A 26,291-nucleotide genomic window follows, 5' to 3' on the forward strand; every position below is an offset into this window, starting at 1 on the left:
GTTTTTCTTTGCTCAATAAACATACAACCATATGGCAAGTGCCTCAGAACCCTCCCTCAGGTAAGTATTTATCATTCATGTCTTACTCTACTAGTCATCCATACGAACATGAAACATGTGTTTAAAATGAGATCTTCATAAAATTTGTAAATAATAGATCCGTATTTTCTTGCTCTATCTTTTTAATAAATAGTATTGTAAGAAGTAATAGCACTCATTCTCTTAAGGATTGTACATGCGCTCACCGTATCGTTTACATGAACGTAGCTCCTTTTTTAAATACATGCCTCTTTCCACAGCTGAAATTGTCCTGCAAAACGCGTCATTGCGATGGAGTTCACCATTAATATTCAATGACCCTTTTGATGTTCCGCGAGAAGTTATCCCAGATGTGAATGAACACGATATTAGCAGAGCATTAGCCCAGAAAATTTTGTTAGAATTAAAAAACCCACGACCTGACACATCCCAACTGAACTCTGGCATAAGGTACCTTCTTGAATTCTATAAAAATTACTTTCCATTTGGACTTCCAGAAGAGTTAATAAAAAAACAAACCGAGCTGATTTTAAACCCTCCCGTAGGAGAAGGAGCAAAGGATGCTTTAACAGGGTTTAGAAATTATTGGGATAATACACTACGAGATAGACGGTTATTATGTCTTAGTGAAAGTCCGGTAATAACCTCAATGTGGAATCATTATGCTGACAGCTATAAAGGTATAGTTTTAGAATTTAGTTGCTTAGATGAATTTGATAGCGCTTGGCTTTTAGCTAAACCTGTGAAGTACACAGATAAAAAACCCTTAACTTATACTGCTGAAGGAATGGCTGAATTATTTTTCATGGATGAAGAAATCGTTAAAAACTATATAAACGAAGATATAACTTACATCAAAACCCTAGATTGGCAATATGAAAAAGAATGGAGAGTATCAACGCACCAAAGACCTCTTCAGGAAGGTCTTTATAGTGACCTAACCTTCAATATACACGAACTTAAAACAATCATACTCGGCCCCATGTTTGATATGGATAAATTACCTGCTATAAATGAGCTATCAGAGAAATATCCTTTAGTCAGTGTTTCAAGTGCAACAATTACGCGCTCTGGATTGATTGAAATAATTCCCTTAAGTGCAAATTGAAAATTTATACACTGCTAGAGGATGTGAAGGGGGTATAAAATAAAGTTAATGAATATCATATCTATCTGATTTAAATATTCATTAATAAAACCTCTTCACATCCTCATGAAAAGTCAAAGCCATAACAATATTTAGAGTTATAATTTTAATCATCTAAAGATTGTTTTAAAACATGTTTGAATAACTGAGATAATCTTTTTTCAATGTCATAAGTTTTATCGCTATAACCAATTAATCTATCGTCTATAGTTTCAATAGCTAAGAGCAACATTTCTTTAGACTTCTCCCTGTCAATCAGTTCATTAGGTGTAATAAGTGAGCCGTCCTTGTTAGAGAAATAAAGTGCTCCCTCCCTCAAAGTTCTCAAAGAACCATTTATAACTTCGGAGTATAACTCCTTACATCTTTTTTCACCTAAAGCCTCCAGCAATCTTTTACCCATAAATACCGTTGGAAGAACTGCCATTTTATGTTTAGATAAATGATTATAAAGTGGATCTTTCTTCCTATTTTGTTTTTCGTTTTTATTATCCCTACGATAAATACCAATCTCAGCTTTCGCAGTCTCTTCTATTGCTGTTACGCTTAGAAATACCGAGGTTCCAAATGACCGGCGCTCATAACACATAAAGGCATCTTCAATAAGTACCATGATATGACCACAAGCCTTATCAAAATCTTGTGTAAACTTATCATGACTAAATAGCACTGCTCCTGCGTCTGCTGCCTGAAAAATCAATTCCCATCCTGCCAACATCGATTCTTTACTCATGAAACTACCTTATATCTAAAGAAGTAAAAACCATAAATAATCAATCACTATCTTTTTGAAAGAACTTGGTTTTTAGAATGATAAAAAGCTATCGCACTGGCGAAGTAGGCTTCGGATATTTTCACAAAAAAACTTATTAAATACGCCGGATCATCTATATCAATAGATGAGGCATATTCATGCCCCTTTGATACCTTCTTAAAAAAATCAATAAACTTACTTTTATCCGCTTCAGTTAACTTGTAGTTTAAATTGTGGCTTAATTTATTCCTTATACTATTAAAATCTTTCAACCTTGTGTAAATCTCATTATAAGGAGGATCTGCTTTTTCTTTTTGCAATAAAGCAATTTTTTGTGAGAAAGTTAACTTGGCTTCGTTCCAAGAAAGTGAAGGGTACTTTAAAGAAAGATAGTCACTAATATATTTTTCAACACTAAGATGGGCAGTAAGAAATCCTCCGATGAATTCTACATCCACTCCTTCCACCCGATTCCATATACTACCTTCTGAATTTTCGGCCCCAGTGTAGATGGCTGTATGTGCTAAATCTTTCCAATCCATAATTAATCCGTTCTCGTTAAAACATTGTTATGGAGATAATCTTAGAACATCTTTTAAAACAAGCTTGAAGTATGATCCTATCATACTGATGGAAGCAACTGTAACTTAGAGCGTCTACAGCCAAAAATCCCCGCTGGCGGTGCCGGTGAGTGACAAGTTTTGCAGATGCATCCAACGAGCTGAACCTGAAGTTTTCTGAAGCGGTAGCAGTTGACACTTTCCCCCTAGTTTTCCCTAGTAAGGCATAACAAACCATAACAGGCTGACACCTGCCCTGCTTCGCATCAGGATTAACAAAAGCTAACAGCTAAGGCTCAACAAATCTCAACGCCAGCCCTTTACACTTCTGCTGTAGCTGCTGTTCGTAGGCGTCAGGATCCGTTAGGTTGGGTTGACACTTTTCCCAATATCTCGCGAAAAAGTGTCAAGTTTGAGGGGCTGGGGGGTTTACAGTTTTTCGCCGTCCAGCAGGCAGAGTGACATTAAAGCAGTTTTGTTCCAGTCATCCAGCGTATCGGGGTGCATTGTGGCAACGTAAGCCAGCTCAGAACGAAGAAACCGTAAAGCGCCTGCTGCACGGTCTTTGCCATAGAAGCTGTGGGTTTCTTCATCCGGCCGGAAGAGAATCAGTAGTTGTTCTGCGGGCTCGTGCTGAACATCAAAACCCAGCTCAGCGGCGGCTGCCTCTATCCGCTGGCCAGCATCAATATCAGCCGACAGCTCTTTCCCGCCGTCATGCTTTCATACCCATGCGGCGGCCTGCGCCCACGTCATTTCAGTCAGGTGTTCGCCAGCACCAGCAGAATTTTGTTTAGCCTGCGATGCGTCAACATCCACTTTATCGCCTGAAATAACAATTTCACCGCGGGCTATCCAGCCGTAAACAGTTTGCCGGCTGACGTCCATATGCCTGGCGTAGGCTGATTTACTTAACAGCATCCTGGTATTTCCCTCCAGGCAGAAAAAAGCCGCCCTCAGGCGGCCTGCTTCTCTTCTGAATGTGTCTGCCGCTGACTGCCTTTGAGCATCGCGCTGACATGTTCGCTGAACTGATCAAGACCGGTTATGCGTGGCTGTACGTCTGACGGATCGTCATTCTTCCCGTAAACGAGATTGTTATACCAGGTTCGGACAGCTGTAATTTGTGCGACGTCCTTCCTCACCGCGCCGACCAGATCGGCAACCGCGCTAATTACCTGCCCGTTCTCTGATACGATTCGGGAGAAGGCGAGATAAACAGACTTAATTTTTAATATGTTCTGTCTAACGATGAAAATAAGGATGGTACAAATAATGCGTAACTACTCGATATGAATGGTGCCGATAATAGGAGTCGAACCTACGACCTTCGCATTACGAATCAGAAGCACTACATTTAACATACTGTTTTAACTAGCATTGGCCGCATTCACACATACAATGCTGATGGCACAAACTGAAAGATGCAGTAACTTAACGATGGGTATATGTCACACCCATGGCACAAACATGTCACGCCCTCAAATCACCAGAAACGCAGAATTTTGCGCAGCCAATTCCAGAATCCTCATCAGCCTGTTTACTGGCTATGCCCTCCCCGCCATAATCACCACCGATCCGATTGTAAGACTTATCAGGTGCGTACCTCTTTTATCGAACAATAAGCAAATCTGAAAATCTCGTAGTGTATCGAGGCGAAAGCATTTCACGCTTCATCTGCCATTGCTGCTGTATACCCTGCCCGGCAAAATAGAGAGTGCCCTTTCCGTCCTTTGCATTCAGTCGATCTAGCACTTCCATCAGCTTTTCACTTCCGGCACGCGGAGCGCTGTCGTCGAAAAGGTTTAGCTGGGCCACGCCCTGGCTGAAGAAGTCGCCCAGCATGACTCCCGCTTTCTGGTACCGGTGACCATCCTTCCAGATTTTGTCCAGACACTTTACCGCGGCGTTGATGATGTCTCTGCTGTCCTGCGTTGGCGTGAGCAGCCTTACCGATGCGCTGTTTCCGTAATACGGCTCATTGAGCGCAAACGGAGAGGTCTTAACGAAAGCTGAGATAAAACGGCAATACTGGTGCTCGCCGCGAAGCTTCTCAGCACCACGGGCCGCGTAGCTGCAAATAGCCTGCCGCATTTGCTCATAGTCAGTAATGCGTTCGCCAAAAGATCGGCTGCATACGATTTCCTGCTTCACCGGCGCGAACTCCTCCAGATCGAGGCAAGGATCCCCACGCAGTTCCCGGACGGTACGCTCCAGCACAACATTGAAGTGTTTGCGAATGATCCATGTACTCTGCTCTGAGAGTTCCAGCGCTGTTTTGATGCCCATGGCGTTCAGCTTTTTGCTGATGCGACGACCAACGCCCCAGACATCCTCCACAGGAACAAGCGCCAGTAGCCTCCTCTGCCGGTCGACGTTTGAGAGGTCAACCACCCCGCCGGTCTGCCGCTGCCATTTTTTCGCAGCATGGTTAGCCAGCTTAGCCAGCGTCTTGGTCTGCGCTATGCCGACGCCAACTGTAAGATGCGTCCGCTGTAAAATAGTCGCGCGGATCTCTTTCCCAAATTCAGTCAGGTCCCGGCAGTTCCTTACGCCAGTCAGATCGCAGAATGCCTCATCTATGCTGTAAATTTCCACGCGAGGACTCATTTCTTCCAGCGTGGTCATTACCCGGCTGGACATGTCTGCATAGAGCTCGTAGTTGCTGCTGAAGCAAACAACACCAGCGCGCCGGAACAACTCTTTCTGTTTGAAGAACGGCTCACCCATCGCTATCCCGGCAGCCTTTGCTTCGGCGCTACGTGCGATTACGCAGCCGTCATTATTCGACAGAACGACAACCGGCCGCCCGCGCAGGTCGGGCCTGAATACTGTTTCACAGCTGGCATAAAAAGAGTTCACATCAACCAGGGCAAACATCACATCACCGGATTGTCGTCTGTGAACGCCGCAGCGCCATTGATAAAAAAGGTTACAACTCCCATGACATTAACTTCATCTAGCGCATCACCTTCTATGCTTTCACCATCTTCAGTGATGAGCACTCCTCCCATAACGACCGCGAACTGTAGTTGGCCGAAAGCACGCACCAGCACGCGCGTTCCGTTGGCGGGCACAAGATCAGGCTGAAAAAGCGCGTAACCACTTGACGTTTCAACCAGGCATGAGTAGCGGTTAACGCCACATAACTGTTCAATTCTGTATCGCTGAGCTTTTGCCTCCATGCCCCCTCCACAATTACTGTATTTGTATACAGTATTATCAATGAAGGAGTGAGATCAAGCGAAGCGAGTGAGCTGATTTATAAGTGGCGGTAAGCGCGGGAAATTTAGTTGTGAAAAACCCGCCTAAGCGGGTTTATATTTGACTGTTACGAGAAGAGATTCCGAAGATCTACATCTTACACTGCTAGCCATGCCACGCGGGGTTTGGACAGGAGCACGCGAGGATGCCTGCTGAAATCCTTGGTCTTCGCATGGATTATTTGGACGATGAGAGGTGAAATAATCGCCTAAATGTTAAAGAGCACCAACTGGCGCGATTAAAGCCCCAGGATGTGCACAAAGATCAGTCAGTAATGAAAATGTTACTGGTGGGCTGATAATGCTCTCATGGATACACTTTTACCAAATACCTGCCTGAGTGTTGCATATACGCCTGCTAAGCAGGCGCATTGCTGATTAGGTATTTGTAATTTTCTTCCATGATGCAGCTGTAGTGCCAGTTGCTTTATACCACTCAAACTGCCCGGCCGTAGTGTCGAGATATTCTTCACCTACGAACCTCGGCACAACGTTATTTACAGGATTTTGTGAAAGCTTCCTTACAAACTTATTAACATCCCATAAAATCTGAGACTCGTAGCTAAGGAAGCTCATGCCTGCGATAGTTAGCAGTGGCGATGAAGATGAACTATTACTGATTAAATTGAAGGCTATTACATGCCAGCCACGAGATGCGATATGCAGACGACCAGTTTTTTGAGTGTCGTAACCCGTTTCCCTGTTGAGTGATATCGTAGTGTTCAAGGCGCTCAAATTAAAGGAACTGGCAGGCTTTGCAGTGATATCAGAGCCAATTGCATCCCATACCCTATCATCCAGTGAATATTGCGACTGGGGAAGGCCGAAATCTAGTTCTACGCTGAGTGTGGCATTGCTAAATGAAACACTTGGAGTTATTACAATGTCATCATGCTCAGCATAGAAACAGACAAACACTTTATTACCTAACTGCGATGTCTCAATGACATACCCACCGGTAAAGCTTGCTAGCGGGGGGCTAAACATTCCAGCCTTGTTTAGTTGCGTTCCCCACGTGGACTCTTTTAGCTTCATCGAAGCTTCGAAAGTCCTTACGTTGACGTTAGATCCAGCCTTAACTTTTGTTGGGTTATTAAATTTTGAGAGAATGAAAGCGAATACCCTTGCCGCAAGATATTTGTAGCCCTCTTCTCTGAAATGCACATTATCGCTGAACCTTGTAGAATCCACCCCATAGAATACCTCCACCCCATCAAGAACAGGAATTCCATACTCCTCAGCTATATTGAAAGCTGCCTGCCTGTAAGCGTCTAAAAGCCGCACGTTGCCGCCATACTGTTTCTGAGGTGGTGGCGTAATCATTACTACCGGCGTGCCCTTGACAAGCTCTCTGGCAATAATTTTCTTGTAATAAAGCACATAGTCAGAAATTGACTGATACGGCGTAAATCCTTCAGCTGCATCATTGGTGCCATACATAATGATTGTTAAATCACTATTTACATTTGTGCTCCAGTCACCCCACCCTAGCTTAGTATTGTCTCCGGAGTAACCCTGGTTAATCACCGTGACCGTGGATGAAAAAGCTTGCTGGAGATACCCTTGCAAGGCCTGAGGGTAAGGAGTGGCAGCGCGGGTTTTGGTATGCACCCGCCCTGCCGGGGTTGGGTTTGGATCTGCTGGCGTTGGTGCTACAGTGGTATCTTCACCATACGTCAGTGAGTCACCACGGCATACAATAGTAATTGCTGCTGAATCACGAGCGACCTTTTCTGCGTAACGTGACATATTCAGGCGCTGAAGTGCATGCAACTGCTTGCCAGGGATTTGCTGGGTTCCAATGTCTACTACGTCACTGAGCTGGGCGAGTGTCAGTGCTGATTCAGCATCATTAACCAGCTCGCCAGCCGGCTTACCGGAAATAAGTGTGTCACTACCTACCTCAGCAAGTTCTGTGCGAAGCGAGGCATCGCCAACCCCTACCCATTTACCTTCACCAATGCCGCCAGTGCTATCAGGGGTAGAGCCGGCGGATACTTCTTTGGGTTGTGACCAGTCCCCATCCCAGCGGTAGAACTCCCCGTTGCTTTCCCACTGAAGAACAGTGTTAGGAGTGTCGAGGGCAGCGCCAATTTCAAAAGATTTCTTCGTGATGTAGCCATATTGCAGCATTGCCTGATTTGCATCGTAATTTATTCCAGCAATTGTACGATGTTTATCACCAAACCGGTCAATATATTCATGATTATCTGATGTCACAAACTCATCAATTTTCCCCGCGTTAAATTTCAGATCACGCGGCGATTCGCTTGGCACAGGTAAATTAGCAGGTTGCGTAGCCATATTGATTCCATAAAAAACCCGGCGCGGTGGCCGGGTTGTGGTGATAGGTATGGGTCTTATTGGTAAATCAGATCGCTATATTCAGCGAGTGTTAAAGCTGTATTGCCCTTTCCATCTGGCTGTTTTGCAGTAATCGTCCATCTGCCTGCATCGAGTTCTTCTGATGTCGCGATGGCGTACCGGGACGGTGACTGGACGTCTACCCCATCAAACAGATTAAGCTTGATGTCAGGAATAGCAGCTGTAAAACCGAAGGCAGTATCTGTCCTTGGTGTGGCCAGGTAGCGCGCCGTGGTTGCACCTGACGAATCCGTAACCTGAACATACATCGTTCCTGAGAAGTTGATACGCTCACTGGTTTCGAAGTCATTACCCACGCGAGAAACGATATAGCCAGCCTGCTGGTTGGTGTCGTAGGTATCAGGAACCTGAACCATGTCACCGATGTTCACCCATTCACCATCTGCCATTGCAGTTACAGACATGGTCATTCGGGAATAGATAAGACGCTTACACTCGCGCAGCGCACGCTCGTCAGCCTGGAATCTGTTCCTGATGTATAGCATTTCGAACTTCTTCGGTTTTGTCGGTGCACCTTCAACGATAGCGCTTCCGGTTATCCGATACCTGATAAAGTCCTGCTTATTGGTGTCCGGGTTGCGGAACTGAACCTCGACGCCGTCATAGCCGCCTGGAAGCGTCATATCGTACGAAAGCGAGTAACCATCAGGCTTTGTATTCGACCGGTTGAAAATTGTGGCCGCTGACGTTTTCTTGCTGTCCCGGGTGAAAGACAGCACGCCGTTATCGTCATAGACCAGCACGCTGGCGGCATCACAGATGCTTTCCATGCGCGACCCAAGCGATACATCCTCATCGTCAAAGGTGTAATCGAAATACCCCAGGCGCGGGTCGATTGCGTCGATTTCCGCCTGTATCTGGTACAGGCCGTAAATATCAATGCTCGACTCCGGCTGCTGACCAACGACAAGCCAGTTAAACAGCGCGATATCAGCGAATTTACGTGATGGCCTCAGCGAGTAATCGACCTGTTGCGTCGCCATGTTGTAGCTGATGACGTGCCTGGTGATCAGCGCGTTGTATTTCCTGTCGCGGCTGCCGGTGGCGTTCTCCGTTGCCCTGACAACTATTTTCACCAGCGTGTCATCAGGATGGACAACATTGGTCCTGACGTTGATAGCATGGATTTCTTCAAGCTGTATTTTGCTGTCACTGGCACTGTTTGTTATGCGCTCAAGCGAGACGGCATAGCGGCCATAACCGGCTGCAGGCGTCTGCTTATACGTCCGGTAGTAGGTCTTTGAAACGCCCTTAATCCCTTCCACAATCGCATAAGTCACCGTCTCCTCTGTGCCGGGGATCTGATTGTTGTCATCATCGACCTTCCACCATTTAATTTTGAAAGAGTCGTTGTGCTGTCCGGCATAACCGGCAATCACGTGGATCCATAGTTGAGTTGACTGAACTGGCGAAATAAACGGACCAACCACAAGCGTGCCGTTATCGGCCAGGATGAATTTTGTTGTGTTGATGGTGACACCAGATAAATCAAAGCCTGGTGCTGATATTTTATTGAACGTGAAGGTGTAATACTCAACCGGGTCAACGACGCTTCCGTCGTCGCTTTCAACAATACTTATCATCGACCCGGAAAGCTGGACGTCTTCTGTGACAGAACCGCCCGGTACAGGTCTGGTAACGTTAATCGTGAACGTCACCGGGTGCGGCAGAATTAACCCAAGGAAATAGTCGAAATCTGCCTGCTGCACGATTTTAATCGCAATCTCGCCGCCAGCGTAAACGCCGCTAACAACATTATTGGCCGTCGCGCTTTCAATCGGCGTCCCTTCTTTTTCGTTCGGCCCCAGCAACTCCTGACCGTCGACGTCATCAAACTGATACCCCTCAATGACCTGAGGGATCACTTCACCTGGTTGATAGATGGTGTAGCTCGCCCCCGCCATGGAGCCGAGATTGGTTTCGGAGAATCGAACTGACGATATGTCATATTTCCCAAGCCCAAAGCACATAATCTCCGTTACGTACTTAAGCCAGGTGTTATCCGATCCGCCGGGAACGTATTCGAATACTGATTCCTGGGTTAGGTCCGGAAACGATCTGACTTGCCCGAAGTTATCCGGCTTCGCTTCGCCATTTCGCGCGATGTTGGTCTGCCCTTTCAGGCTGTTGTTGGGTGATGTTTTGCTGTTACCAGACGCCGCGCTGGCGTTTGGTTTCGGCATAAAAGACGACAGCACTTTTTGGGTGAACTTGATCGGGTTCAGGTGCTCCAGTGGGTTAAGCAGAGTCCCAACCAGGCCGCCACTTTTTGGTTGGTCGAAAATGATTACCCGGTCATTGTCCTGAAGCTGGAAAGCAAGCTCATCGTCTGGCTGCAACTCTTTGCCGTTACGGTTGATTCGGATATCGCGGTGAAAACTTTCCTGTCCAAGCCATTCCGAAAATACCGTGCCGGCTTTAACTACCGCCCGGTCCTTCGGCATCCCCGGAACGCGCTGAATCTCGATTACCGGCATAGGTGTAAAACTCCACTCTGGTGAATAGCTTCTGAATGGTCCTGATCGCGTCGAACCGGACGTGTCCATTTTCCCCGCGGCTGTGCAGCGCGCGACCGTCTACAATCAGGCCGACATGCACAGGCTGGCTGCCAACCCAGGCGACGAAGATCCCGCTCTCAATGAACGTGCCGCCCGGCTGCCAGAAAACGACATCAGCGTCATAGCAAGTCATGAAGTCGCGCCCGGATTCGTAATCTGGTGACTGATGAATCTCGATCCCCAGAACGTGGCGGTAATAGAGCACCACCAGGCCCCAGCAGTCAGCCGCGTCAAAACTGCAGGCGCGGTTACTCCATGGGATACCCTCAACACGCGATATGAACTCGTCTTTAAGCATTCTGAAGCCCCGGATATTCTTCGACGGTGTACAGCCGCCCGACGTTGCGATTGAGCGGGTTTACGCGCGTCAGGCTGCACGTCACGTCCTTGTCGTCCATCGAGCAGTCACTGACGTAGAGCGTCCACGACTTGATGGCCGTGGTCATATCGGCTGCGTCAAATTGCTGGTAAGTCGCCGAGATAGGCGTGATGCGTGAGTAGGCTTTCCACTGTTTGAGTTGCTGCTTGAAGTCCTGCGCCAGCCGCCCAAATTTGACGGTGCTGTCGAGGATCGGCGTGTTGCTCTGCTGACTTTCGGTTAACTCCATGCGGCATGGTGCGTAGACCTGGCCGCCGAGCGTTTTGGGGAAAATCTGGTTGTTAACGAGCCTGATATAGCCAAAGACCGGGCTGTAGAACGTGATCGTTTCGTACAGGATACGGTTAGGCCTTCGGCTCTGAAATTCTCTGAGCGTCGGCATTATGGCACCTTCGGTAAACTCTCCGGGTCTCTCCCGTCAGGATAGCCCGTGACAATGATGTCCAGCCATGATCCCCACGGCGGAGGCAACTCAACGATAATGTCGTCAAACTCGTCATCTGAGTTAACCAGCTCGCGCGCAACAACATCACCGCTCCATGTGAAAATTGACCCGGACTGTGACCACGATGGCCAGGAGAGAAAGTGTAATTCCTGCACCTCGACGCCGGTATCTCCTGTCCCGGTGCCTAGCGGCATCGTGAACCACTGATTGCAGTTATCGAGATAGTTCGGGCTTCGTAACCACTGCATAAATGCGCGGTGCTGGTCGCGAGTGAAGATCCATGTCAAAGAGAATGACGTCTTCAGGTCGTCGGTTAACTTCTGAAATACCGGCGCGCCGACCGTCGGCTGGTCGACGCGAAATCCGGTATCGGTAGTTGGTGTTTTCCCCTTCTGCGCCAGCGGCAGCCAGTCAGGGTAAGGAATTGGCATATTTAGCCCCTTGCTTTGCGTGGCGCCTGGTGATTAATCTGGATGGCCTGGCTAACACGACCGCCGTTATTGATGTCTGCAACAATCATATCGATGGTCACTCCATTACCGTCCTGGGTGGCCTGGGCATCAACAGTCGCACCAGTGTAGTTCTGGATGTTTAGGTAAATGGGAACTGCTCCGGTACCGCTGTTCAGCTCCTTATTGCTGATCACCTTTCCATTGTCACCTGGGATCATGTACTGGCTGCCATTACTGGCGCGGTAGATTTCGGGCATACCGCCCTCGCCTACCTGGTACATAGAACCGGCTGAGACCGGGCCTCCGTTCTTGCGCTTACCCGCCAGTGAACTGGACATAGCCATGGCGGCAATTACTGCACCGATGCCGATCGCCGCAGCGCCACCAAACGAGCCGATGGAGGCGACGATTGCAGCGGGTGTCCAAGCTGCGGTTGTGGCCGCCGCAGAGGAAACGCTTGCCGCGGTAGTCGTCGCTGTACCGGCGACCGCTGCCGAGGTTGTGGCCGCCGTTGCTGCAATCTGAGCTGTACTGCCTGTGACTGCTGCCTTTACCCACTCCATACCCATCTGGACGAATGAGTTAACCACACTGTTAAGCACCGTCATTCCAATGCTGCGCATCGCGTCGCTTGCAGACATGCTGCCTGTGACAATGCCGGTCAGCGCATTACTGGCCACAGAACCAAGGGAGTCGAAAGCCGCCGCTGCTGCCTGAGTGGCCGCGTTCTGCTGCGCCCATTCTTCCCACATTGCCGCATTGCGCTGATCACGATACTGCTGCTCGATAGCCGCACGCGCGGCCTCGGCCTCTCCGATCTTCTGCGGATAGAGTTGGGCGTATTGTTGGATATCAGCGATGTCTTTCTGGTACTGGCTATCCAGGCCGGCTGTTTTGCTGGTTTTGCCCTGGATGGTGCTGAATTTATTAGCCGCGTCAGTACGCTCTTTCTCAGCCTTTGCCTGCTCACGCAGTGCATTAGCATTGTCCCAGGCTTTCCCGGCAAGTTGCCCGGCAAGCATGAGTTGCTCCTGCGTGGCTGTATTACCGAGAGACTGCTGTGCATTAAGCACGGCCTGCGCTCTCGATAACTCGCCAACACTACCGGCTGACAGCTCGGCCTTCTGCCGCAACTCATCCAGTTTTTGGTTAACATTTTCCTGCGCTTTAGCGTACTGCTCCGCCTCTTTCTGGGCTGCCGACGCCCCGCCTTTCGACTTGCTACCAGTGGTCGTTGCAGTGGCCTTTATCTCGATCGGCTTGGTGTTGGCGGCGGTCTGTGATGCTTTGGAAACAGCGGCCAGGTCGCCAACCAGCATGGCGGCTTTATTGCTCAGCCCGGCCAGTGCTTTGTTTTGTGCCTCCCAACCGTCGAGACCAAGCCATGACCAGGTGCGGGCCCGGCGCGTAAACATTTCTGCTGTGCTGTTCAGATCAGAAATCTGCGCATCGGCAGATATTGCCTTCCCGGCCAGCCTGTCGAGAGCAGCCGTCAATGAGTCAATCACGGCGACCATGCCAGAACTTGCACCAGTAGCCTGGTTAACAGAGTCGATCATTGACAGGAATGAGTTTGTCAGCGCGGTATTGGCTTGAGCCAGAGTACGAGGAAGTTTTTCGAACTCTGCATTTACTGAGCCAGTTTGTTTCTGGATGGCATTAAGCGCATCTTCTGCCGTCAGTTTCCCGTCCAGCATCAGCTGACGAAGCTCTCCGATGCTTACACCCATCCCAGCGGCAATCTGGCGCGCCAGTTCCGGCATTTGCTCAAGGATGGAGTTGAACTCCTCCGCTCGAACCGTACCGGATGAAATCGACTGGCCGAACTGACGAAGAGCATTCGCCATTTCTTCTGTCGAGGATCCGCCAATGCGACCTATTTTCTGAAGTGTCTCGGTGAGCTGAATAATCTGACCGTTCGTCGCTCCGGTATCGCGCAACGCCGTGCTGAGAGTCTCCCACAGCTTCGCTGTATCCTGTAGCGAACCACCCGTTGCCGAACTGATGCGCATCAGACTCTGCATAGTCTGAGATGCTGTAGCTGCGCTGCCAGTGAGCCTCTCTATACGCGCGTTGAGCTGACTCATATTGTCAGCAGCAACGAGGAAAGCCTTTCCCCAGTCAACAACGAGTGAGGCGGCAATTGCCCCGGCGACGCGGTTGATATTCGTCTGCAACTCATCCATCTTTTTGGCTGCATTGGTCGCCGAGTTGCCGATGGAGTCGAGCGACTTATTGGCCTTTCCCTGCGCCTTGAGCAAGCCAGATACATCGGCCTCGATGTCGTAATAAATCTCGCCTGCTTTCTCAGACATCAGTTTTCTCCGGGCATAAAAAAACCCACCGAGTGGTGGGTTAGTTATTCGTGTCGTTTATTGGCATCGTTCTGTGTAGGCCGGTGGTGGAGGCGTATCTTTCGAACTGAGGAAGTGATCACCAAGGGTGTAGTCGACGCCTTTTGAGAACATCCCCTTCGATTTCATTTTCAGCTCAACAAAGAATGGATGGAACCCTGCATAGGCACCGAAACCGTTCTTTCCGTTAATCTCCCCGCAAACAACAGCATTAACACGGCCGTCATCGGCATCTGTCATCTTCACGACTTTCACGTTACGGAACTGAGCGCTGCCAGGATCCAGTAGATTGGCGGAAACTTCAGATTGTGCCAGCGAAATTGCCTTTTCCTCTCCCGGCTTGCAGCCAGCCAGAACCAGTGGAATCACCAAAGCCAACAGTATTTTTTTCACTCTTATCCCCTGAGTTTTATTGTCGAGCCATATTACGCCCGGCCAGGCGATTACGGTACATCCATTATTAACTCAGGCCGCTTTCTTTGCTGATTTTTCGCGCTCAATCATTTCCTGCCAACGGCGATCGTCATCGTCCATAACAGCGTCATACTCTTCCCTGGTGAAGCCCTTCTGGTCAGGGTATTTGGCGTTAAGCATCATGGCGAACTCGGTCATGGTAAGGTTTTCAGCCTCTTCCCTGCTGATCCCAAAATGGTTTCGTGCCGCCATGATGTATTCAGTCGCATGAAACTCCGGTGTCGTTTCCTTGCTTTCGTGCTTCTGCAACTTACGAACCTTCGCCCGGCCGATAACACCATGCATGATCAGCGACTGAGCTATCAGAATAAGGTTCTCAGGCGGGAGAGCGCCACGGCGCCATACAAACGTACGCCTTCCAGTGCGTGATGGCTCATGCCAGCCTGTCAGCTCTGAAACGTCCTCGTCACAGCATGACTGAATGACATTAATAGCCGAGAGTAATGCCTCACGCACAAACGCGGCAGAACCTGCCGCATCCAGAGCCCACCGCGGCAGGGAAATGTCACCGAAGTAGTAGGCGTAAAATTTACGCTGATGCTCCGGTATGGCGCTGTGAATTTTTCGCGCCGCCTCAAGCATCTTCGCTACGTCATCATTGAATAGCGCATAGAAGGTGCGGACGATATGCTCTGGCTCGCCGATCCGCGTCATGTTACGGAACGATGGCCGGAAGAAGTATTCACGGCCGCCAGCACCAATCAGGCACTCTCCAATTTCTTTCAAAGGGGTCATATCGCTCTCCATAACCAGTATCAAGGGCAGCACGCCGCCCTTTGTAGTGATTACGGTGCGGCAGTAACGGTAACGGCGCAGGTGTCGGTGAAATCACCGTCAGCAGTAGTAGCCGTAATAGTCGCGGTGCCCTCGGCAACTGCTGTCACCAGGCCGGTTGAACTGACAGTGGCGATGGATGGCGCCGAAGTCGTCCAGGTGATCGCTTTGTTAGTTGCATCGGTTGGTTGAACCGCGCCGCTGAGTTGTTGGGTTGCGCCAACGACCAGAGATGCAGTTGCAGGGGTAACCTCAACACCAGTAACATCGATAGAGTCAGCAACTTCAAACACAACAGTATCAGCGTCGTAAACCTTCCACTCGCCGGAGAAGGTGGAGATATCGTTTGTACCGAAATCACCAGACCATGACGTGGTGTTCATGTAACCCTGGATGTAAGTACCGGCGTTCTCACCAGCGAAGTCGAAACGCACCCACAGGTTAGGCTGACGGCCTGCCTGAACTTCGTCAAAGATGTACTTCGACAGACGCCACGCGCCGATCTCGTTATCTTTATCAGACTTGCGAAACTCACCTTCGCCAGAGATCGTTAGATCCATGTTGTTGACCAGGTTCTCCACCAGCCCTTTAGCATCATCTGCCTCGGAGTTGATGGTGTTCATCGAATAGTCGATGCCCTTGGTCGTCATAGCGCCGAGACGCTTCCACTCGGAAAGCGCTGGCACTGCGTCGGGGCAGCCAAAGGCCATGCGTAGCACAGCTACTTTCCCGATCAGCTTGCCAAAATCATTAGCACAGCCTTGCATGTGTACCTCTCAAATAAAAAAGGCCGCCGGATGGCAGCCTGATGGGTTGGTGATTGGGTTATTCGCCGTAAACGCACATGAACTGGAGTCTGAAGACCAGGCGCCCCTCTTCGGTCAGGATGGGTGCAGGCATATTGCCGAGGTTTTGAATAAGGCCAAGGCATTTGTCGTTAATGTCGTTCTGTTCGACATAATTGATGATTTCCTGAGCCTTCTCAGCGGCTGCGCGGCGCTTATCTTTGGCGGAAATGACATCCACCAGCACGTAGTGGCCAGATCCGAGTTCATTCCGGATGTCGGTTCCGCCGTTAGGCCGGAACACGATGAATGCGTCGGTTAACTTAGTTGTGTCGTCCCAAGCCAGCAACTGAACAATGAAGCCATTGGTAAGCCCGGCATCAACGAAGTAGTTACGCACGCGCTCATACATAGCAGGTGTCATACTGAAAGCTCCTTGCGCATTACGGCATCAATCTGGCTGCGGGTGTCGTCAAAGCCTTTAGTGAGGAACTCTTTCTGCGCTGTGGCGCGGCGGAAGGTTTGCGGCACGTTCGGATCGTGTACGAAAACAGCGTAGTTCGCCGTGTAACCCACTCTCCCGGTCAGTCGAACGCCGTTATTTATCAACTCCCGATACTGGCTATTCAACAACGTAGAGGTATCGATCGGCGTATAAAGCGCGGCCTGTGAGCTGCCGATTATCATTGCTGACTGTAACGCCCTGACAACTTTTCGCCCTTTCACGTCGTTAATGATGCGGTTGAGCCCGGCTTTCGACTGCTTAACGCCGCGAACTTTGATGCCCATGGTTTTCTCCAGGCAATAAAAAAGGCCGCCGGAGCGACCTGTTCAGAGACTTTTTGCTATCCGCTCAAGCTCATCAACGTTCTCAATGAGCTTTCGCACTTCGGGGGGGAAGTTGATCGCGAGGTGTATGCTTAGACGGCGTGAATTGCTTCTCGCGCACCGGAACGGCGGCGTAAGCAGAAATAGCCACCGCCAGAGCTGAGATAGACATTGTGAGCAGGTCGAGCCCCATAAATACCCCCATTTAAGACCAGATGAATCTGTAAACTGCATATACAGATACCACCTGCGCAGCAAATACAAGTGGAGCGGCAAGCCACGCTATTTTGCGGTGATTAGTTATCAGTTCTTTGGCGCAGCAAAGAAAACAGATTGCCATCAACCATAAATAAAAGACAAAGAAAGAAATGCTCATGAAGACCTCTGTTTAGATGCCGGTCAGTATCGCATAATCATCCGCGACACGCTCGAATGTGTCAGCGTAACGGATAACCTGTCGCACCTCGTCGGCACCAGCCACAACCGGGTCAGCTTCGGCTGACACGCCAATCAGCAGGTAATCACCGGCGGACGCCAGCGCGAACTCTGTCCAGACGGTGTTCTTCACGACGATTTCAGCGCCCAGGCTGGCTAACTTCTTGCTGAGCCCACCTTCGTAATCACAGAGGATTTGCTCAGGTTCGGCATAACCCAGCGGATCGCCGTATTCGTCATTGCCTTCCAGCTTTCGCCAGATGGTCGCCGTGGCTGTGTAACTCCAGTTTGCTGTTGCCGACATCAACCCTCCTTCCAGCGCAGCACCTTCGCGCCAGTCGCCCGGATGCGGTCACAGTTGATATGCCACTCGCCGTCCGATTTTACGTAGCCGGTAGTCTCCCGCCCTGTGTCGGTCATCACCCATACGCGGGTGAGCGGCTTAGGCTTGCCTTCCGTTACTGATTTGTACTTCATCAGCAGCCCCCGACCACCATGAACAGGCCGACACTGTTACCGGCGCTGATCGGCAACTCACCGGTGCAACCGCTGGTATCAAGCCGGGCCAGCGAGTCGCGCAACCAGGTAATGCTGTCGTCGCCATATTCAAACGAGCGAGAGGCGCCGGACGGCGCACCCTGCGATTTGATGCGGCGCGCACCGGACGACGTAGCCATAAGCGCGGCGGCGTACATCAGGATCAGCTTAGCGGTGCACTCGTCATACCCAGCGCCATCAAGGCACGGGATAATCTTGTTCACCACGCAGAGAATCGGATCCAGCAGCGCACCCGGAATGGAGTAACCCAATTCACCGAGGAACGCCTGCACGTCTGCCGCTGTGATTGGGTCAGCCATGGTTATTTCGCCTTCTTGATTGCTTCCGCCAGTGCTGCTTCGGCCTCGTCCGCGCGTTTGGTTTCTGCTGCCAGCGCGTCGGCATGAGCCTTGTCTTTTGCTTCACCATCGGCGATTAGCTTTTGGTTATGCTCCAGCGCGTCGGCGAGTTGCTTTTGTAGATCAGACAGGTCTGCCGTCTGCGCGGACGCTGTAGCCACTTCGAAGGAAAGCTTTTCGCCTTTCTTCTTGTCAGTGTCCTTTGCTTTGCCAGACGCTTTCCAGCGCGCTGATGTTGCATCGTCCACTTCTACGATCGCACCAACCTCCAGTTTTCGGAGGTTGGCACCGGCGAAGACGTTACCTGCTGTGATTTCTACCAGTGCCATTCAATTTCTCCTTAGCTGCTCGCGAAGAGCACGCCATGTTTGAGGTTGATATCCTGCTTGACCATCAGGCCCATAGCGCCCCAGGTGCGCCAGATGTAGTCGCTGTTATAGAACTGACGAGGGTCAGCAACAGTGCCCACAGCCTGACCAGTGATCGGAGCGATAACGCCGGCAGTCAGGGGAACCACCAAAATCTGGTTACCTGTGAGTTCGGCGTCTTCTTTCACTGCGGCAATGCCGGACAGCTTCAGGATTTCCTGCAGGATGGTGCCGGACTGGTAATTGTCGCTGAAATAGCGCTCCCAGTTGGACATGATCTCGCTAGATACGTACCAGGTCTGCGGCGCGTACTGGTTATTGGTGATCTTCATGGTGTCACGCAGCGCGATCGCACCGTTTCGGTTCTGTTCTGCGGTTGTAGTGCGGCTGGAGAAGTCGATGTTCAGTCCAGATGCGCCCAAATCAACCTGGCCGACGCGCTCATCGTTCTTCAGGCCTTTCCACGTTTTTCCATCGAAGGTAACAAAGTTGCCTTCCGAGTCGCGGAAACCGTTGAACATGTAGTCCACGATTTTACGGCGCACATCATCAACAGAGCCGCGCTGCGCATCGGCAAGTGATGCCAGTGCTGACCCTTTGTTGAAGATTGGATCACGCCAGTGGAACTTGAAGCCGCTGTCGTGCACCGGAACCATGGTGCCGTCAAAGCTGTACGCGCGAGCATCCAGCGCCGCACCGATCTGGCCGGACATGGAAGTGTGCGCCCAGCCGCGACCGCCGGTACGTGCATATTCATACACTGACTCTTCCAGGCGGACAGAGCGTGACAATGGCATCAGGTCGTTGAACAGGGTGAATTCGGTGTTCGGCTCGAACTGTGCCAGTACCGTCTGGTCGTACGCGCGGTACATGCGGCGGATATCGTCGACAGCGTTCACCGCGTCCAGATGTCCGTTTTCACCGAAGCGAGCACGGGCAATGAAGTCAGCGACAGACTGCGCACTCATGTTGCGCGCCATCTCCAGCTCGCGGAACTGTGCCTGGTTGACTTCGAGGTTACCGGTGCGTTCACCGATAGAGCGAGAAAATACAAGCATTCAGGTGCTCCTTACTTGATAACGACGCGCAGCAGATCGCCTGCAGCAACGGTGTACGCCGTGTCTTCTTCGACATATGCGCGGATGGACTCGCCTGTGGCGTGGGCTTTAACCTGGCCGTTTGCGATGGATAATGGCTGCCCTTTTTTGTAGGTGCCTGCCGCCGCTCGCACGTTAAGGAACATGCCCGGCATCGGATGGATGCCAACCACCAACTCATTCACAGGGATTGAGTCGTCAACCTTCTGGCAGCGAAGATAGTCAAAGTCAGCGACATAGAGGATCGCCTCTTCGTTGCCATCAACCGAGGCCGTGAACTTGGCGGCGGAGAAGAAGCCAACAGCACCTGGCTTGGTGGCGGCAGCCGCGGCACCTTCACGGTTAAGCAGCGGATTAGGGAATACGCCACCGGCGTGAATTACGTGTTTTCCGTCTTTAGCCATTTTTTACTCCGGCATTTCGCTGACTGATTGGGTGTTGGTAGCCTGGTTGCGGAATGCACCGTTCAGGCCGAAAGAGGTCTGGCACTTGGCGTACATAGCGTCGAGCGCCTTGCCGTCCAGATCTGCGACTTCTTCATCGCTCATGTTCATCGCCAGCTTCACAGCCGCGCGCTTTTCGCCTTTCTCTTTGTCGGCGTTCGCGTTCAGGCTGTTGAAAACGACGTCCACGCGATCGGCGAGTGTTTTCGCCCACGATGGCATCTCTTCGTTATTTGTGGCCTGCTCTTTTTTCTTGGGCTTGCCGGTTTCAGGGTCGATTTCTTCATCGCCTTTTTTCTTGGCGGTGACTTCTTCGGCCTTCATCTGGTTGTATGCGTCCATCAGCTCGGCGTCGGACTTGCCTTCAGTCGGCTTACCAGCGGCTTGCAGCGCATTGATAATCAGTTCTTTCATCGGATCGTTCTCTCCGTTGGTTTTAATCTCGTACTCAGTGGGTTTGCGCACGACTTCTACAGGTTCGCCGACGAACACGGCCTTGCCGTCATCATCGATGAGGTACTTCTGCTTTAGGTATTTGGTGTCATTGCGGTAGATGAAGCTATCCGGCCACACAGTTTCAGGCCAAAGCCACTTATCTTCGGTGTCGCCCTCGCGCAGCTTGTCGCTGATGGCGCGGGAGATGTCGTCGAATGAGAAGTTAGAGGCATTGGTGAAGAAGAATTTGGTCTTGTTGATCAGGCCGTCGCGGGTGCAGTCGATACCATCAGCCAGGCGGGCAACCTCGATCTGCTGCTCATCACCTTCTGAGTTGACGAAGATACCCACGCCCTCCTCCGGCGTGCCAGCACCGGGCTCATCAAGCAGCACTGCCACATGGTCAAACATCATGTTGGTGGCGATCTCGTTGTACTTCTTGCCCTTCGACTCGCCGTTGGCGGCAATGCCGGAATACAGCAGGCCGGTGGATATGTGGATCGGCTCAGAATTGATGCCGGCCAGCATCTCGTCCAGGCGGTTAATCAGGCGCTTTCCCTTGTCGCTCGACTCGGCGTACTGGCGGTTGACGTACATGTCCCCCGTCACCTTCCCATCTTTGTGGCTGACGTTCTGCAACCAGGCACCGACGTGGTACTCGTTCACCGCCCGGACATCACGCGCCGACACATGCTTGCCGTCCACTTTTGGATGGCCCAGCGGCATCGGGTTACGCTCGAGCGTGTTGTAGGCCTTTTCGATTTCTGCTGCCGGGTACAACTTCCGGTTCATCACAATATCGTCCACGACAGGCGTGATGCCGCGAACCACGATATGTGGCTTGCCGTCGATGGTTTCAGTGGTGATGTTTGAAGCGGAGTTGACGACGGTCAGCACGTTAACGCGGTTGCGTTTCATGCTGGGTCCTCGTTGGTGGATTTCAGGCAATAAAAACCCAGCGCTATGGCTGGGTCGCTAATGATTTAGGTTGCTCTGAAACTTACTTGTAGTTAATTTACCCGATTGAATGCGGTAATGATTACTGCGTCAGGCATTACCATTCTTTGTTTGGCTATTTCTTTTGCTGTATTCATAAAGAAAACATCCGGCTCCAATCCTTCTGGATCGGCTACAACTGTCGATCCTGTAAGGTAGACCTGTCCATTTTTCAAGATTTGATAAGCTACAAAATATTTATTAAGCATGACTACCTCTATCGCTCTGAATGAACTGTAATTATGCCCCTTCTTTCCAGCTTATCCTCTCTTTTTTTATCTTATCCGCCAGACCCTTGTTGAAGATGCTGCCGTCGTCGTTGAGCAGCACCGGAATCTGGCTGCAATAGCAGTGGTATTTGTTACCATCTATTGCATACCAGTCGCGCACCTCTTGCACGGTTCTGACCTTTCCATGCCAGAATGCGTGCGTTGTCCTGGTGGTAGGCTTCAGCGCAGAAAGATGGAGAAGTCCGGTATTTAGCCCCAGCCTCTCGGAAGCCCAGTCCGTCTCATTCCATTGAGCTTCGCGCAGCGCGCCGACCTGCTCGGTCTGAGCGATGTTCTTCGCCTTCGACATAGACACATCGAGGCGCTTACTGATGACGCTGGCCGTCTCGCGAGGATTCACGCCGCGCGCTACCGCATCGGTGATGATGTTGGTTAAATCGCCGCGTGCTGTATCGCTGATGACTTTCCAGTCGCTGAACGTTGTCAGCCTGGCAGCCGCAACCTGATTAAGGTGACCGGGGCTGCTTAAAAGCTGCTGTAGCGTCGTCTGGCTGGCGTAAACCTGAGACTGCTGCGAGAGGTTATTGAAGGCCTCCAGCGTGCCGCGCTGCGCTTCAGCGACGACGTAATCCATCGCCCACAGGTTTTGCTCGCCTCCTTCCAGGAGGTAATCGTCCAGAATGCCCTGCACCGCCTCAAGCAGGTCCGCCAGCTCCTGCGCCGACATGCCGTAGATGAACTTACCAGCGTTGACCTGATAGAGCCGCATATCCGCGCCGTGATCGTGGCAGAGGAAGTGCCAGTTATGGCTGTTTACCTCTCGCTCTCTCCCGGTCAGGCGCTGGTCGAACAGAGCCTTCAGCGCGCGCTTGATGCCGAGATACCGCTCCTCGATATCCCGGTACATCGCGGTGACCTGCTTTTTCGACCGGGTCGGGTCAACCTTGCTGCGCGGAACTATCGGCAGCCCCACCTTTGCCGTCTGTTCGAGTGTCGTCGGCCAGTGGATCATCTGTTGTCACCTTATCGTCCGGGTTAGGCGGTTCTTGCGGCTCCGGAAGCGGGTCAAGACCAACAACTTCACGCAGCTCATTGGCTGTAATCGGCGGCTCACCACCATAGAAGCCAGTGGTTTTCTGCACGATATCGGCCAGCTTAGATGCGTTCTCGATCTTCTCTTTCTCGCCTGGCGCCAGCAGGTCGCTCCACGAGATGGTGACCTCGCCTTTTGTCGGTGGGTCGATAATCCCAAGCGTCCAGAAGCGTTCCAGCAGCGCAGTGATTCGGTCTGTCAGGAAGCCATTACGACGCGTGTTGCGACGGATAGCCCAGTCAGTTTTGTCCTCATCGCTCGCCAATCGCCCTGTCTGCTGACCGAACAGGATGGTGAAAGGGATTTGCACGGAGGCGGCCAGTTCGTTCGCGGTGACTTCCCAGGTGGGCCCCGGGTCGCCGGGCGTAACAGAGAGGACGTTAAGCCTACCAGCCTGCATGACAGCCGCTGCATCGGTACCTCTGTTCATACGTTTGAATTTATCCTCAAACGCTTCGCCGAGGTCTTTATAACCAGAGTCTTTTGCCTGCTGATTCAGCGTGGCGATATCGGTCTCTTTATCGAACTCTGCTACCATCTGACGACTGGCGTTCTTCAGGAAGCCTTCAGCACCACCGCCAGAAATTTTCTCAATATCGAGTACTTTGTTGAAGCCAGCCTCCAGCAGCGGGATGCCAGAAAGGACGTTGTCGTCTTCAGAACCCTCACAAAACAGTATGACGCGGCTCGGATGTACCGGCTCTCCGCGCATCGGCCCGACAAAAGGCTCATCACCTACCGGCTGCTCGTTGAAGTTGAACATCTTCGGCTGGCCGAACGTTTCTGACTGACGGTCGTTATCCCATTCGGCGACAGTTAACTGCGGCTCCCATACCGGGATAAGTTTTACCAGCGCTGACTCGCCCAGGGATTTCACCAGCTTGATGTCTACTGGCTCGTTCCATGACTTATTGTCTTTCACCTGAAGCAGCAGAGCAGAGTAGCGCCCCACCATATTGCGGCGGTCGGCATCCTTCACCTTCGGCCACAGCTTCTTCATGAACTTGGTGACTTTCTTTTCCCAGGCGTTTGTTTTCTCAGCCTCCTGCGCCTCATCACCGTCAACAATGACCGGGTAATCCTGCCAGCAACCTTCCAGCAGGCGATGCACCACAGCGAAGCCAGCGGCGTTGCGGCGGTACATGTTATAGAAGTCGTTGAAGGTGATCGTGCGCGGGTAGCCAAATTCCTGGTAAAGCGTAGGGCGCTTGGTGTTCCCGCCACCGATGCCGATGGCGTTCAGGTAATTCGCTCGCCTCATTTCAGTGGCGAGGTTGTTCACAGCCATCTGAAGGCCGTTATCTTGTTCGCTCACTGGCGATGCTCCTTAGAAGAATACTGCGCCGACTTGCGCTTTGTGCTTAATGTACCCATCGAGACCGTACCGGACTCCATCCCAGCAGTGGTTATTTTTGTCTTCAATAACCGGCAGGACTTCGCCAGTGATACGGTCTGTTTTGTACGAGTAAAGCCGCGCCTCTTTCGCTGTTTCTTTGCAGCGAGGATGGATGATGATCTTCTTAAACCCACGCAGGCAGGTGATGCCGTCCTCTACGCTGCCCTGCCATTTTTGGGCGGCGGAGATATTGAACCCCTGCCCTTTGATGTGGCTAATAGTCTCAGGGCGAGAGTTGTCGGCTTTGATAGGCCATTTGCGCGCTTCAGGGATACCTGGGAATTTAGCCTCGTCTGTAACCTTCCAGTCGGCAATTTGCTTCGGCGTGGCGTCTGTTTTCCCGGCGTAGAACTTCCACATGTCGTCGAGCTCAACGCCGTTTCCGTAAGCCTCGTATTCGATGTAGAGGTTGTTATCCAGAATAAACATGCGAATAAGCGTGCTTGGGTCCTTCGCGAAACCGAAGTCAGCGCCGAACAACAGGCGCTCTGATTTCTGCCAGAGATCGTCTTCGAAGCTCTGCACGACGTATTTGTTCGCCAGCACCTGCTTGTCGGAGTTTTCGAGGTAAGCGCCTTCCCAGATCCACGCATAATCGGCGTAATCGAGGTTTGCCAGATCTTCCTGACGCTCCTCCTCAAGAACCGCAGGGAACCATGGATTGTCCACATAGTTCATTTCGACAATCATCGAGCTTTTTGGCGGGTTCTTTCTGAAGAGCTTATCGGTGGCGCTGCCTTCCTTCTCCGGGTTCCAGGTGACCCAAATCTCTGAGCCTTCCTCTCGAACTGTCGGGCGAAGCTTTTTCCATGCAGTAGCGGATACAGACTCGGCCTCATCAACCCAGGCAACAAGAATGCGCGCTTTGGATTTGATGCTATCGAGGTTATGGCGAAGACCACAGAATACGTAGCTGACTCTGCGGTTCTTTGTCCGGATGTATTTCTCGCCGATGTCGAAGTATTCATCAAGCCACGGAACGGAGCGAATGGCCTGCTTCACCTCCTCCATGGAGGATTCTTCCAGCGAATTCATGTATTCGCGAGCGCAGAGGATCACGCCGCTGATATTGGCCTCCGCCGCCTGGTAAGCCTTGACTGCGGTCATTAGTGCAAACGTGCGCGTCTTTGCGGAACCGCGCCCGCCATGAGCACCACGATAGCGGATGCCTTCTGTCGCGAATACGGGGACTAACTTGGCCGGTATCTGGAGGTCAACTTGGCTTTCCATTGGCTGGGTCAACTCCTACCAGGCGAATTGTCGTCGGTCTCGGCGACATGCTGCCGTCCGGGCTGGTGTGCTCGACCTTCTGTTTGTTGCTGTAAGCGTCGCCAACCTCTTTGGCGGCCTGCTCCATCAGAGAAGCAGCCAGAGCCATGTTTCGCATGCCCTCAGCCTTCGTCATCATCCGGTCAAGTGCACGGAGACGATATGCTTTGTTGGCGATCGGGATATCGCTTAATTCGGTCTGGAAGCGCTTTCGGGTTTCGTGGAATAGCTCAACCCACTTCTGCGCCAGCCCCCTGCCGTTTGCTTTCGTCGGGTCGTGTGATTCGACCTGCTGACGCGTGATGCTCAGGCCAAATTCTTTTTTGACCAACTCAACCACCTGGGATGGTGTATCGAAGCAGGCAAGGGACTGAACGATGAAGGCTTTGACCTCACCTTTCAGTGTCGCCATGGATTACCTGCCTGTCATAATCAG

General features: G+C 51.3%; 29 protein-coding genes. 1 reads left to right on the plus strand and 28 read right to left on the minus strand.

The window, feature by feature from the left end:
• The first annotated feature begins 235 nt into the window (after positions 1 to 235).
• Entirely contained in the window at positions 236 to 1,147 is a 912-nt protein-coding gene (locus tag HWQ14_RS22705; protein WP_176611094.1) for a DUF2971 domain-containing protein, read from the plus strand.
• 145 nt (positions 1,148 to 1,292) lie between these two features.
• Here the strand turns inward: HWQ14_RS22705 and HWQ14_RS22710 are convergent, their stop codons facing one another.
• The 28 genes from HWQ14_RS22710 to HWQ14_RS22845 form a co-directional block, all read right to left on the minus strand.
• The gene (locus HWQ14_RS22710) at positions 1,293 to 1,919 is read right to left on the minus strand and encodes an AbiV family abortive infection protein (RefSeq protein WP_176611095.1); all 627 of its coding nucleotides are present in this window, start codon (positions 1,917 to 1,919) and stop codon (positions 1,293 to 1,295) included.
• A gap of 47 nt (positions 1,920 to 1,966) precedes the next feature.
• The gene (locus HWQ14_RS22715) at positions 1,967 to 2,482 is read right to left on the minus strand and encodes a hypothetical protein (RefSeq protein ID WP_176611096.1); all 516 of its coding nucleotides are present in this window, start codon (positions 2,480 to 2,482) and stop codon (positions 1,967 to 1,969) included.
• Between the two features lie 741 nt (positions 2,483 to 3,223).
• Positions 3,224 to 3,421, minus strand: a complete 198-nt coding sequence (locus HWQ14_RS23405; RefSeq protein ID WP_245166424.1) for a hypothetical protein — start codon at positions 3,419 to 3,421, stop codon at positions 3,224 to 3,226.
• 690 nt (positions 3,422 to 4,111) lie between these two features.
• The gene (locus tag HWQ14_RS22725; protein WP_176611097.1) at positions 4,112 to 5,380 is read right to left on the minus strand and encodes a Y-family DNA polymerase; all 1,269 of its coding nucleotides are present in this window, start codon (positions 5,378 to 5,380) and stop codon (positions 4,112 to 4,114) included.
• Complete coding sequence (locus HWQ14_RS22730) at positions 5,380 to 5,685, minus strand: hypothetical protein (protein WP_176611098.1); 306 nt, start codon at positions 5,683 to 5,685, stop codon at positions 5,380 to 5,382. Before HWQ14_RS22730 ends, HWQ14_RS22725 begins: the two co-directional genes overlap by 1 nt.
• A 456-nt stretch (positions 5,686 to 6,141) precedes the next feature.
• Positions 6,142 to 8,067, minus strand: a complete 1,926-nt coding sequence (locus HWQ14_RS22735; RefSeq protein WP_176611099.1) for a GDSL-type esterase/lipase family protein — start codon at positions 8,065 to 8,067, stop codon at positions 6,142 to 6,144.
• A 56-nt stretch (positions 8,068 to 8,123) separates the two neighbouring features.
• Complete coding sequence (locus HWQ14_RS22740) at positions 8,124 to 10,625, minus strand: host specificity factor TipJ family phage tail protein (protein WP_176611100.1); 2,502 nt, start codon at positions 10,623 to 10,625, stop codon at positions 8,124 to 8,126.
• Complete coding sequence (locus HWQ14_RS22745) at positions 10,567 to 11,004, minus strand: NlpC/P60 family protein (RefSeq protein WP_176611101.1); 438 nt, start codon at positions 11,002 to 11,004, stop codon at positions 10,567 to 10,569. The genes HWQ14_RS22740 and HWQ14_RS22745 overlap by 59 nt, the downstream gene beginning before the upstream one ends.
• Positions 10,997 to 11,467: a hypothetical protein gene (locus HWQ14_RS22750; protein ID WP_176611102.1), complete on the minus strand. Its 471-nt coding sequence runs from the start codon at positions 11,465 to 11,467 to the stop codon at positions 10,997 to 10,999. The genes HWQ14_RS22745 and HWQ14_RS22750 overlap by 8 nt, the downstream gene beginning before the upstream one ends.
• Entirely contained in the window at positions 11,467 to 11,961 is a 495-nt protein-coding gene (locus HWQ14_RS22755) for a hypothetical protein (protein ID WP_176611103.1), read from the minus strand. The genes HWQ14_RS22750 and HWQ14_RS22755 overlap by 1 nt, the downstream gene beginning before the upstream one ends.
• 2 nt (positions 11,962 to 11,963) lie before the next feature.
• Positions 11,964 to 14,297 (minus strand): tape measure protein, encoded by a 2,334-nt coding sequence (locus HWQ14_RS22760; RefSeq protein WP_176611104.1) that lies wholly within the window; start codon positions 14,295 to 14,297, stop codon positions 11,964 to 11,966.
• Positions 14,298 to 14,354: 57 nt separating this feature from the next.
• Positions 14,355 to 14,729: a membrane lipoprotein lipid attachment site-containing protein gene (locus HWQ14_RS22765; protein ID WP_016245416.1), complete on the minus strand. Its 375-nt coding sequence runs from the start codon at positions 14,727 to 14,729 to the stop codon at positions 14,355 to 14,357.
• 72 nt (positions 14,730 to 14,801) lie between these two features.
• On the minus strand, positions 14,802 to 15,545 hold the full coding sequence (locus HWQ14_RS22770) for a DUF6246 family protein (RefSeq protein WP_176611105.1): 744 nt from the start codon (positions 15,543 to 15,545) through the stop codon (positions 14,802 to 14,804).
• Positions 15,546 to 15,595: 50 nt separating this feature from the next.
• The gene (locus HWQ14_RS22775) at positions 15,596 to 16,351 is read right to left on the minus strand and encodes an Ig-like domain-containing protein (RefSeq protein WP_047716501.1); all 756 of its coding nucleotides are present in this window, start codon (positions 16,349 to 16,351) and stop codon (positions 15,596 to 15,598) included.
• A gap of 58 nt (positions 16,352 to 16,409) precedes the next feature.
• Positions 16,410 to 16,793 carry a phage tail termination protein gene (locus HWQ14_RS22780; RefSeq protein ID WP_176611106.1) on the minus strand — a complete coding sequence of 128 codons (384 nt, stop codon included), beginning with the start codon at positions 16,791 to 16,793 and terminating at the stop codon, positions 16,410 to 16,412.
• Positions 16,790 to 17,158 carry an HK97 gp10 family phage protein gene (locus HWQ14_RS22785; RefSeq protein ID WP_176611107.1) on the minus strand — a complete coding sequence of 123 codons (369 nt, stop codon included), beginning with the start codon at positions 17,156 to 17,158 and terminating at the stop codon, positions 16,790 to 16,792. The genes HWQ14_RS22780 and HWQ14_RS22785 overlap by 4 nt, the downstream gene beginning before the upstream one ends.
• A 427-nt stretch (positions 17,159 to 17,585) precedes the next feature.
• Positions 17,586 to 17,936 carry a hypothetical protein gene (locus HWQ14_RS22790; RefSeq protein WP_176611108.1) on the minus strand — a complete coding sequence of 117 codons (351 nt, stop codon included), beginning with the start codon at positions 17,934 to 17,936 and terminating at the stop codon, positions 17,586 to 17,588.
• A complete protein-coding gene (locus tag HWQ14_RS22795) occupies positions 17,936 to 18,109 on the minus strand; it encodes a 50S ribosomal protein L13 (RefSeq protein ID WP_176611109.1) in 174 nt (57 codons plus the stop codon). The genes HWQ14_RS22790 and HWQ14_RS22795 overlap by 1 nt, the downstream gene beginning before the upstream one ends.
• Positions 18,109 to 18,489 (minus strand): DUF7370 family protein, encoded by a 381-nt coding sequence (locus HWQ14_RS22800; protein ID WP_032648628.1) that lies wholly within the window; start codon positions 18,487 to 18,489, stop codon positions 18,109 to 18,111. The genes HWQ14_RS22795 and HWQ14_RS22800 overlap by 1 nt, the downstream gene beginning before the upstream one ends.
• A 2-nt stretch (positions 18,490 to 18,491) precedes the next feature.
• Positions 18,492 to 18,857 carry a hypothetical protein gene (locus HWQ14_RS22805; protein ID WP_176611110.1) on the minus strand — a complete coding sequence of 122 codons (366 nt, stop codon included), beginning with the start codon at positions 18,855 to 18,857 and terminating at the stop codon, positions 18,492 to 18,494.
• An 11-nt stretch (positions 18,858 to 18,868) separates the two neighbouring features.
• Positions 18,869 to 19,954, minus strand: coding sequence for a major capsid protein (locus HWQ14_RS22810; RefSeq protein WP_063924255.1), 1,086 nt, complete (start codon positions 19,952 to 19,954; stop codon positions 18,869 to 18,871).
• Between the two features lie 11 nt (positions 19,955 to 19,965).
• Positions 19,966 to 20,397 (minus strand): hypothetical protein, encoded by a 432-nt coding sequence (locus HWQ14_RS22815; RefSeq protein WP_176611111.1) that lies wholly within the window; start codon positions 20,395 to 20,397, stop codon positions 19,966 to 19,968.
• A 3-nt stretch (positions 20,398 to 20,400) separates the two neighbouring features.
• Positions 20,401 to 21,789 carry a DUF2213 domain-containing protein gene (locus HWQ14_RS22820; RefSeq protein WP_176611112.1) on the minus strand — a complete coding sequence of 463 codons (1,389 nt, stop codon included), beginning with the start codon at positions 21,787 to 21,789 and terminating at the stop codon, positions 20,401 to 20,403.
• A 92-nt stretch (positions 21,790 to 21,881) separates the two neighbouring features.
• A complete protein-coding gene (locus tag HWQ14_RS22825) occupies positions 21,882 to 22,076 on the minus strand; it encodes a hypothetical protein (RefSeq protein ID WP_044704353.1) in 195 nt (64 codons plus the stop codon).
• Positions 22,077 to 22,107: 31 nt separating this feature from the next.
• Positions 22,108 to 23,109 carry a phage minor head protein gene (locus HWQ14_RS22830; protein ID WP_176611113.1) on the minus strand — a complete coding sequence of 334 codons (1,002 nt, stop codon included), beginning with the start codon at positions 23,107 to 23,109 and terminating at the stop codon, positions 22,108 to 22,110.
• A complete protein-coding gene (locus HWQ14_RS22835) occupies positions 23,036 to 24,505 on the minus strand; it encodes a DUF1073 domain-containing protein (RefSeq protein WP_176611114.1) in 1,470 nt (489 codons plus the stop codon). The genes HWQ14_RS22830 and HWQ14_RS22835 overlap by 74 nt, the downstream gene beginning before the upstream one ends.
• A 12-nt stretch (positions 24,506 to 24,517) precedes the next feature.
• Positions 24,518 to 25,816, minus strand: coding sequence for a PBSX family phage terminase large subunit (locus HWQ14_RS22840; RefSeq protein WP_176611115.1), 1,299 nt, complete (start codon positions 25,814 to 25,816; stop codon positions 24,518 to 24,520).
• Complete coding sequence (locus tag HWQ14_RS22845; RefSeq protein ID WP_154311484.1) at positions 25,800 to 26,267, minus strand: DUF2280 domain-containing protein; 468 nt, start codon at positions 26,265 to 26,267, stop codon at positions 25,800 to 25,802. The genes HWQ14_RS22840 and HWQ14_RS22845 overlap by 17 nt, the downstream gene beginning before the upstream one ends.
• Positions 26,268 to 26,291: the final 24 nt, after the last annotated feature.

It is taken from the genome of Enterobacter cloacae, from assembly GCF_013375935.1.
Classification (GTDB): domain Bacteria; phylum Pseudomonadota; class Gammaproteobacteria; order Enterobacterales; family Enterobacteriaceae; genus Enterobacter; species Enterobacter pasteurii.

Coding starts and splice junctions, on each gene's coding strand:
- HWQ14_RS22755 (WP_176611103.1), bottom strand. CDS start 11,961: ATGCCAATTCCTTACCCTGACTGGCTGCCGCTGGCGCAGAAGGGGAAA.
- HWQ14_RS22745 (WP_176611101.1), bottom strand. CDS start 11,004: ATGCTTAAAGACGAGTTCATATCGCGTGTTGAGGGTATCCCATGGAGT.
- HWQ14_RS22805 (WP_176611110.1), bottom strand. CDS start 18,857: ATGGCACTGGTAGAAATCACAGCAGGTAACGTCTTCGCCGGTGCCAAC.
- HWQ14_RS22795 (WP_176611109.1), bottom strand. CDS start 18,109: ATGAAGTACAAATCAGTAACGGAAGGCAAGCCTAAGCCGCTCACCCGC.
- HWQ14_RS22740 (WP_176611100.1), bottom strand. CDS start 10,625: ATGCCGGTAATCGAGATTCAGCGCGTTCCGGGGATGCCGAAGGACCGG.
- HWQ14_RS22815 (WP_176611111.1), bottom strand. CDS start 20,397: ATGGCTAAAGACGGAAAACACGTAATTCACGCCGGTGGCGTATTCCCT.
- HWQ14_RS22725 (WP_176611097.1), bottom strand. CDS start 5,380: ATGTTTGCCCTGGTTGATGTGAACTCTTTTTATGCCAGCTGTGAAACA.
- HWQ14_RS22845 (WP_154311484.1), bottom strand. CDS start 26,267: ATGGCGACACTGAAAGGTGAGGTCAAAGCCTTCATCGTTCAGTCCCTT.
- HWQ14_RS22770 (WP_176611105.1), bottom strand. CDS start 15,545: ATGACCCCTTTGAAAGAAATTGGAGAGTGCCTGATTGGTGCTGGCGGC.
- HWQ14_RS22705 (WP_176611094.1), top strand. CDS start 236: ATGCGCTCACCGTATCGTTTACATGAACGTAGCTCCTTTTTTAAATAC.
- HWQ14_RS22775 (WP_047716501.1), bottom strand. CDS start 16,351: ATGCAAGGCTGTGCTAATGATTTTGGCAAGCTGATCGGGAAAGTAGCT.
- HWQ14_RS22750 (WP_176611102.1), bottom strand. CDS start 11,467: ATGCCGACGCTCAGAGAATTTCAGAGCCGAAGGCCTAACCGTATCCTG.
- HWQ14_RS23405 (WP_245166424.1), bottom strand. CDS start 3,421: ATGCTGTTAAGTAAATCAGCCTACGCCAGGCATATGGACGTCAGCCGG.
- HWQ14_RS22800 (WP_032648628.1), bottom strand. CDS start 18,489: ATGGCTGACCCAATCACAGCGGCAGACGTGCAGGCGTTCCTCGGTGAA.
- HWQ14_RS22820 (WP_176611112.1), bottom strand. CDS start 21,789: ATGAAACGCAACCGCGTTAACGTGCTGACCGTCGTCAACTCCGCTTCA.
- HWQ14_RS22780 (WP_176611106.1), bottom strand. CDS start 16,793: ATGACACCTGCTATGTATGAGCGCGTGCGTAACTACTTCGTTGATGCC.
- HWQ14_RS22735 (WP_176611099.1), bottom strand. CDS start 8,067: ATGGCTACGCAACCTGCTAATTTACCTGTGCCAAGCGAATCGCCGCGT.
- HWQ14_RS22810 (WP_063924255.1), bottom strand. CDS start 19,954: ATGCTTGTATTTTCTCGCTCTATCGGTGAACGCACCGGTAACCTCGAA.
- HWQ14_RS22730 (WP_176611098.1), bottom strand. CDS start 5,685: ATGGAGGCAAAAGCTCAGCGATACAGAATTGAACAGTTATGTGGCGTT.
- HWQ14_RS22715 (WP_176611096.1), bottom strand. CDS start 2,482: ATGGATTGGAAAGATTTAGCACATACAGCCATCTACACTGGGGCCGAA.
- HWQ14_RS22790 (WP_176611108.1), bottom strand. CDS start 17,936: ATGTCGGCAACAGCAAACTGGAGTTACACAGCCACGGCGACCATCTGG.
- HWQ14_RS22710 (WP_176611095.1), bottom strand. CDS start 1,919: ATGAGTAAAGAATCGATGTTGGCAGGATGGGAATTGATTTTTCAGGCA.
- HWQ14_RS22760 (WP_176611104.1), bottom strand. CDS start 14,297: ATGTCTGAGAAAGCAGGCGAGATTTATTACGACATCGAGGCCGATGTA.
- HWQ14_RS22830 (WP_176611113.1), bottom strand. CDS start 23,109: ATGATCCACTGGCCGACGACACTCGAACAGACGGCAAAGGTGGGGCTG.
- HWQ14_RS22825 (WP_044704353.1), bottom strand. CDS start 22,076: ATGCTTAATAAATATTTTGTAGCTTATCAAATCTTGAAAAATGGACAG.
- HWQ14_RS22840 (WP_176611115.1), bottom strand. CDS start 25,816: ATGGAAAGCCAAGTTGACCTCCAGATACCGGCCAAGTTAGTCCCCGTA.
- HWQ14_RS22785 (WP_176611107.1), bottom strand. CDS start 17,158: ATGGGCATCAAAGTTCGCGGCGTTAAGCAGTCGAAAGCCGGGCTCAAC.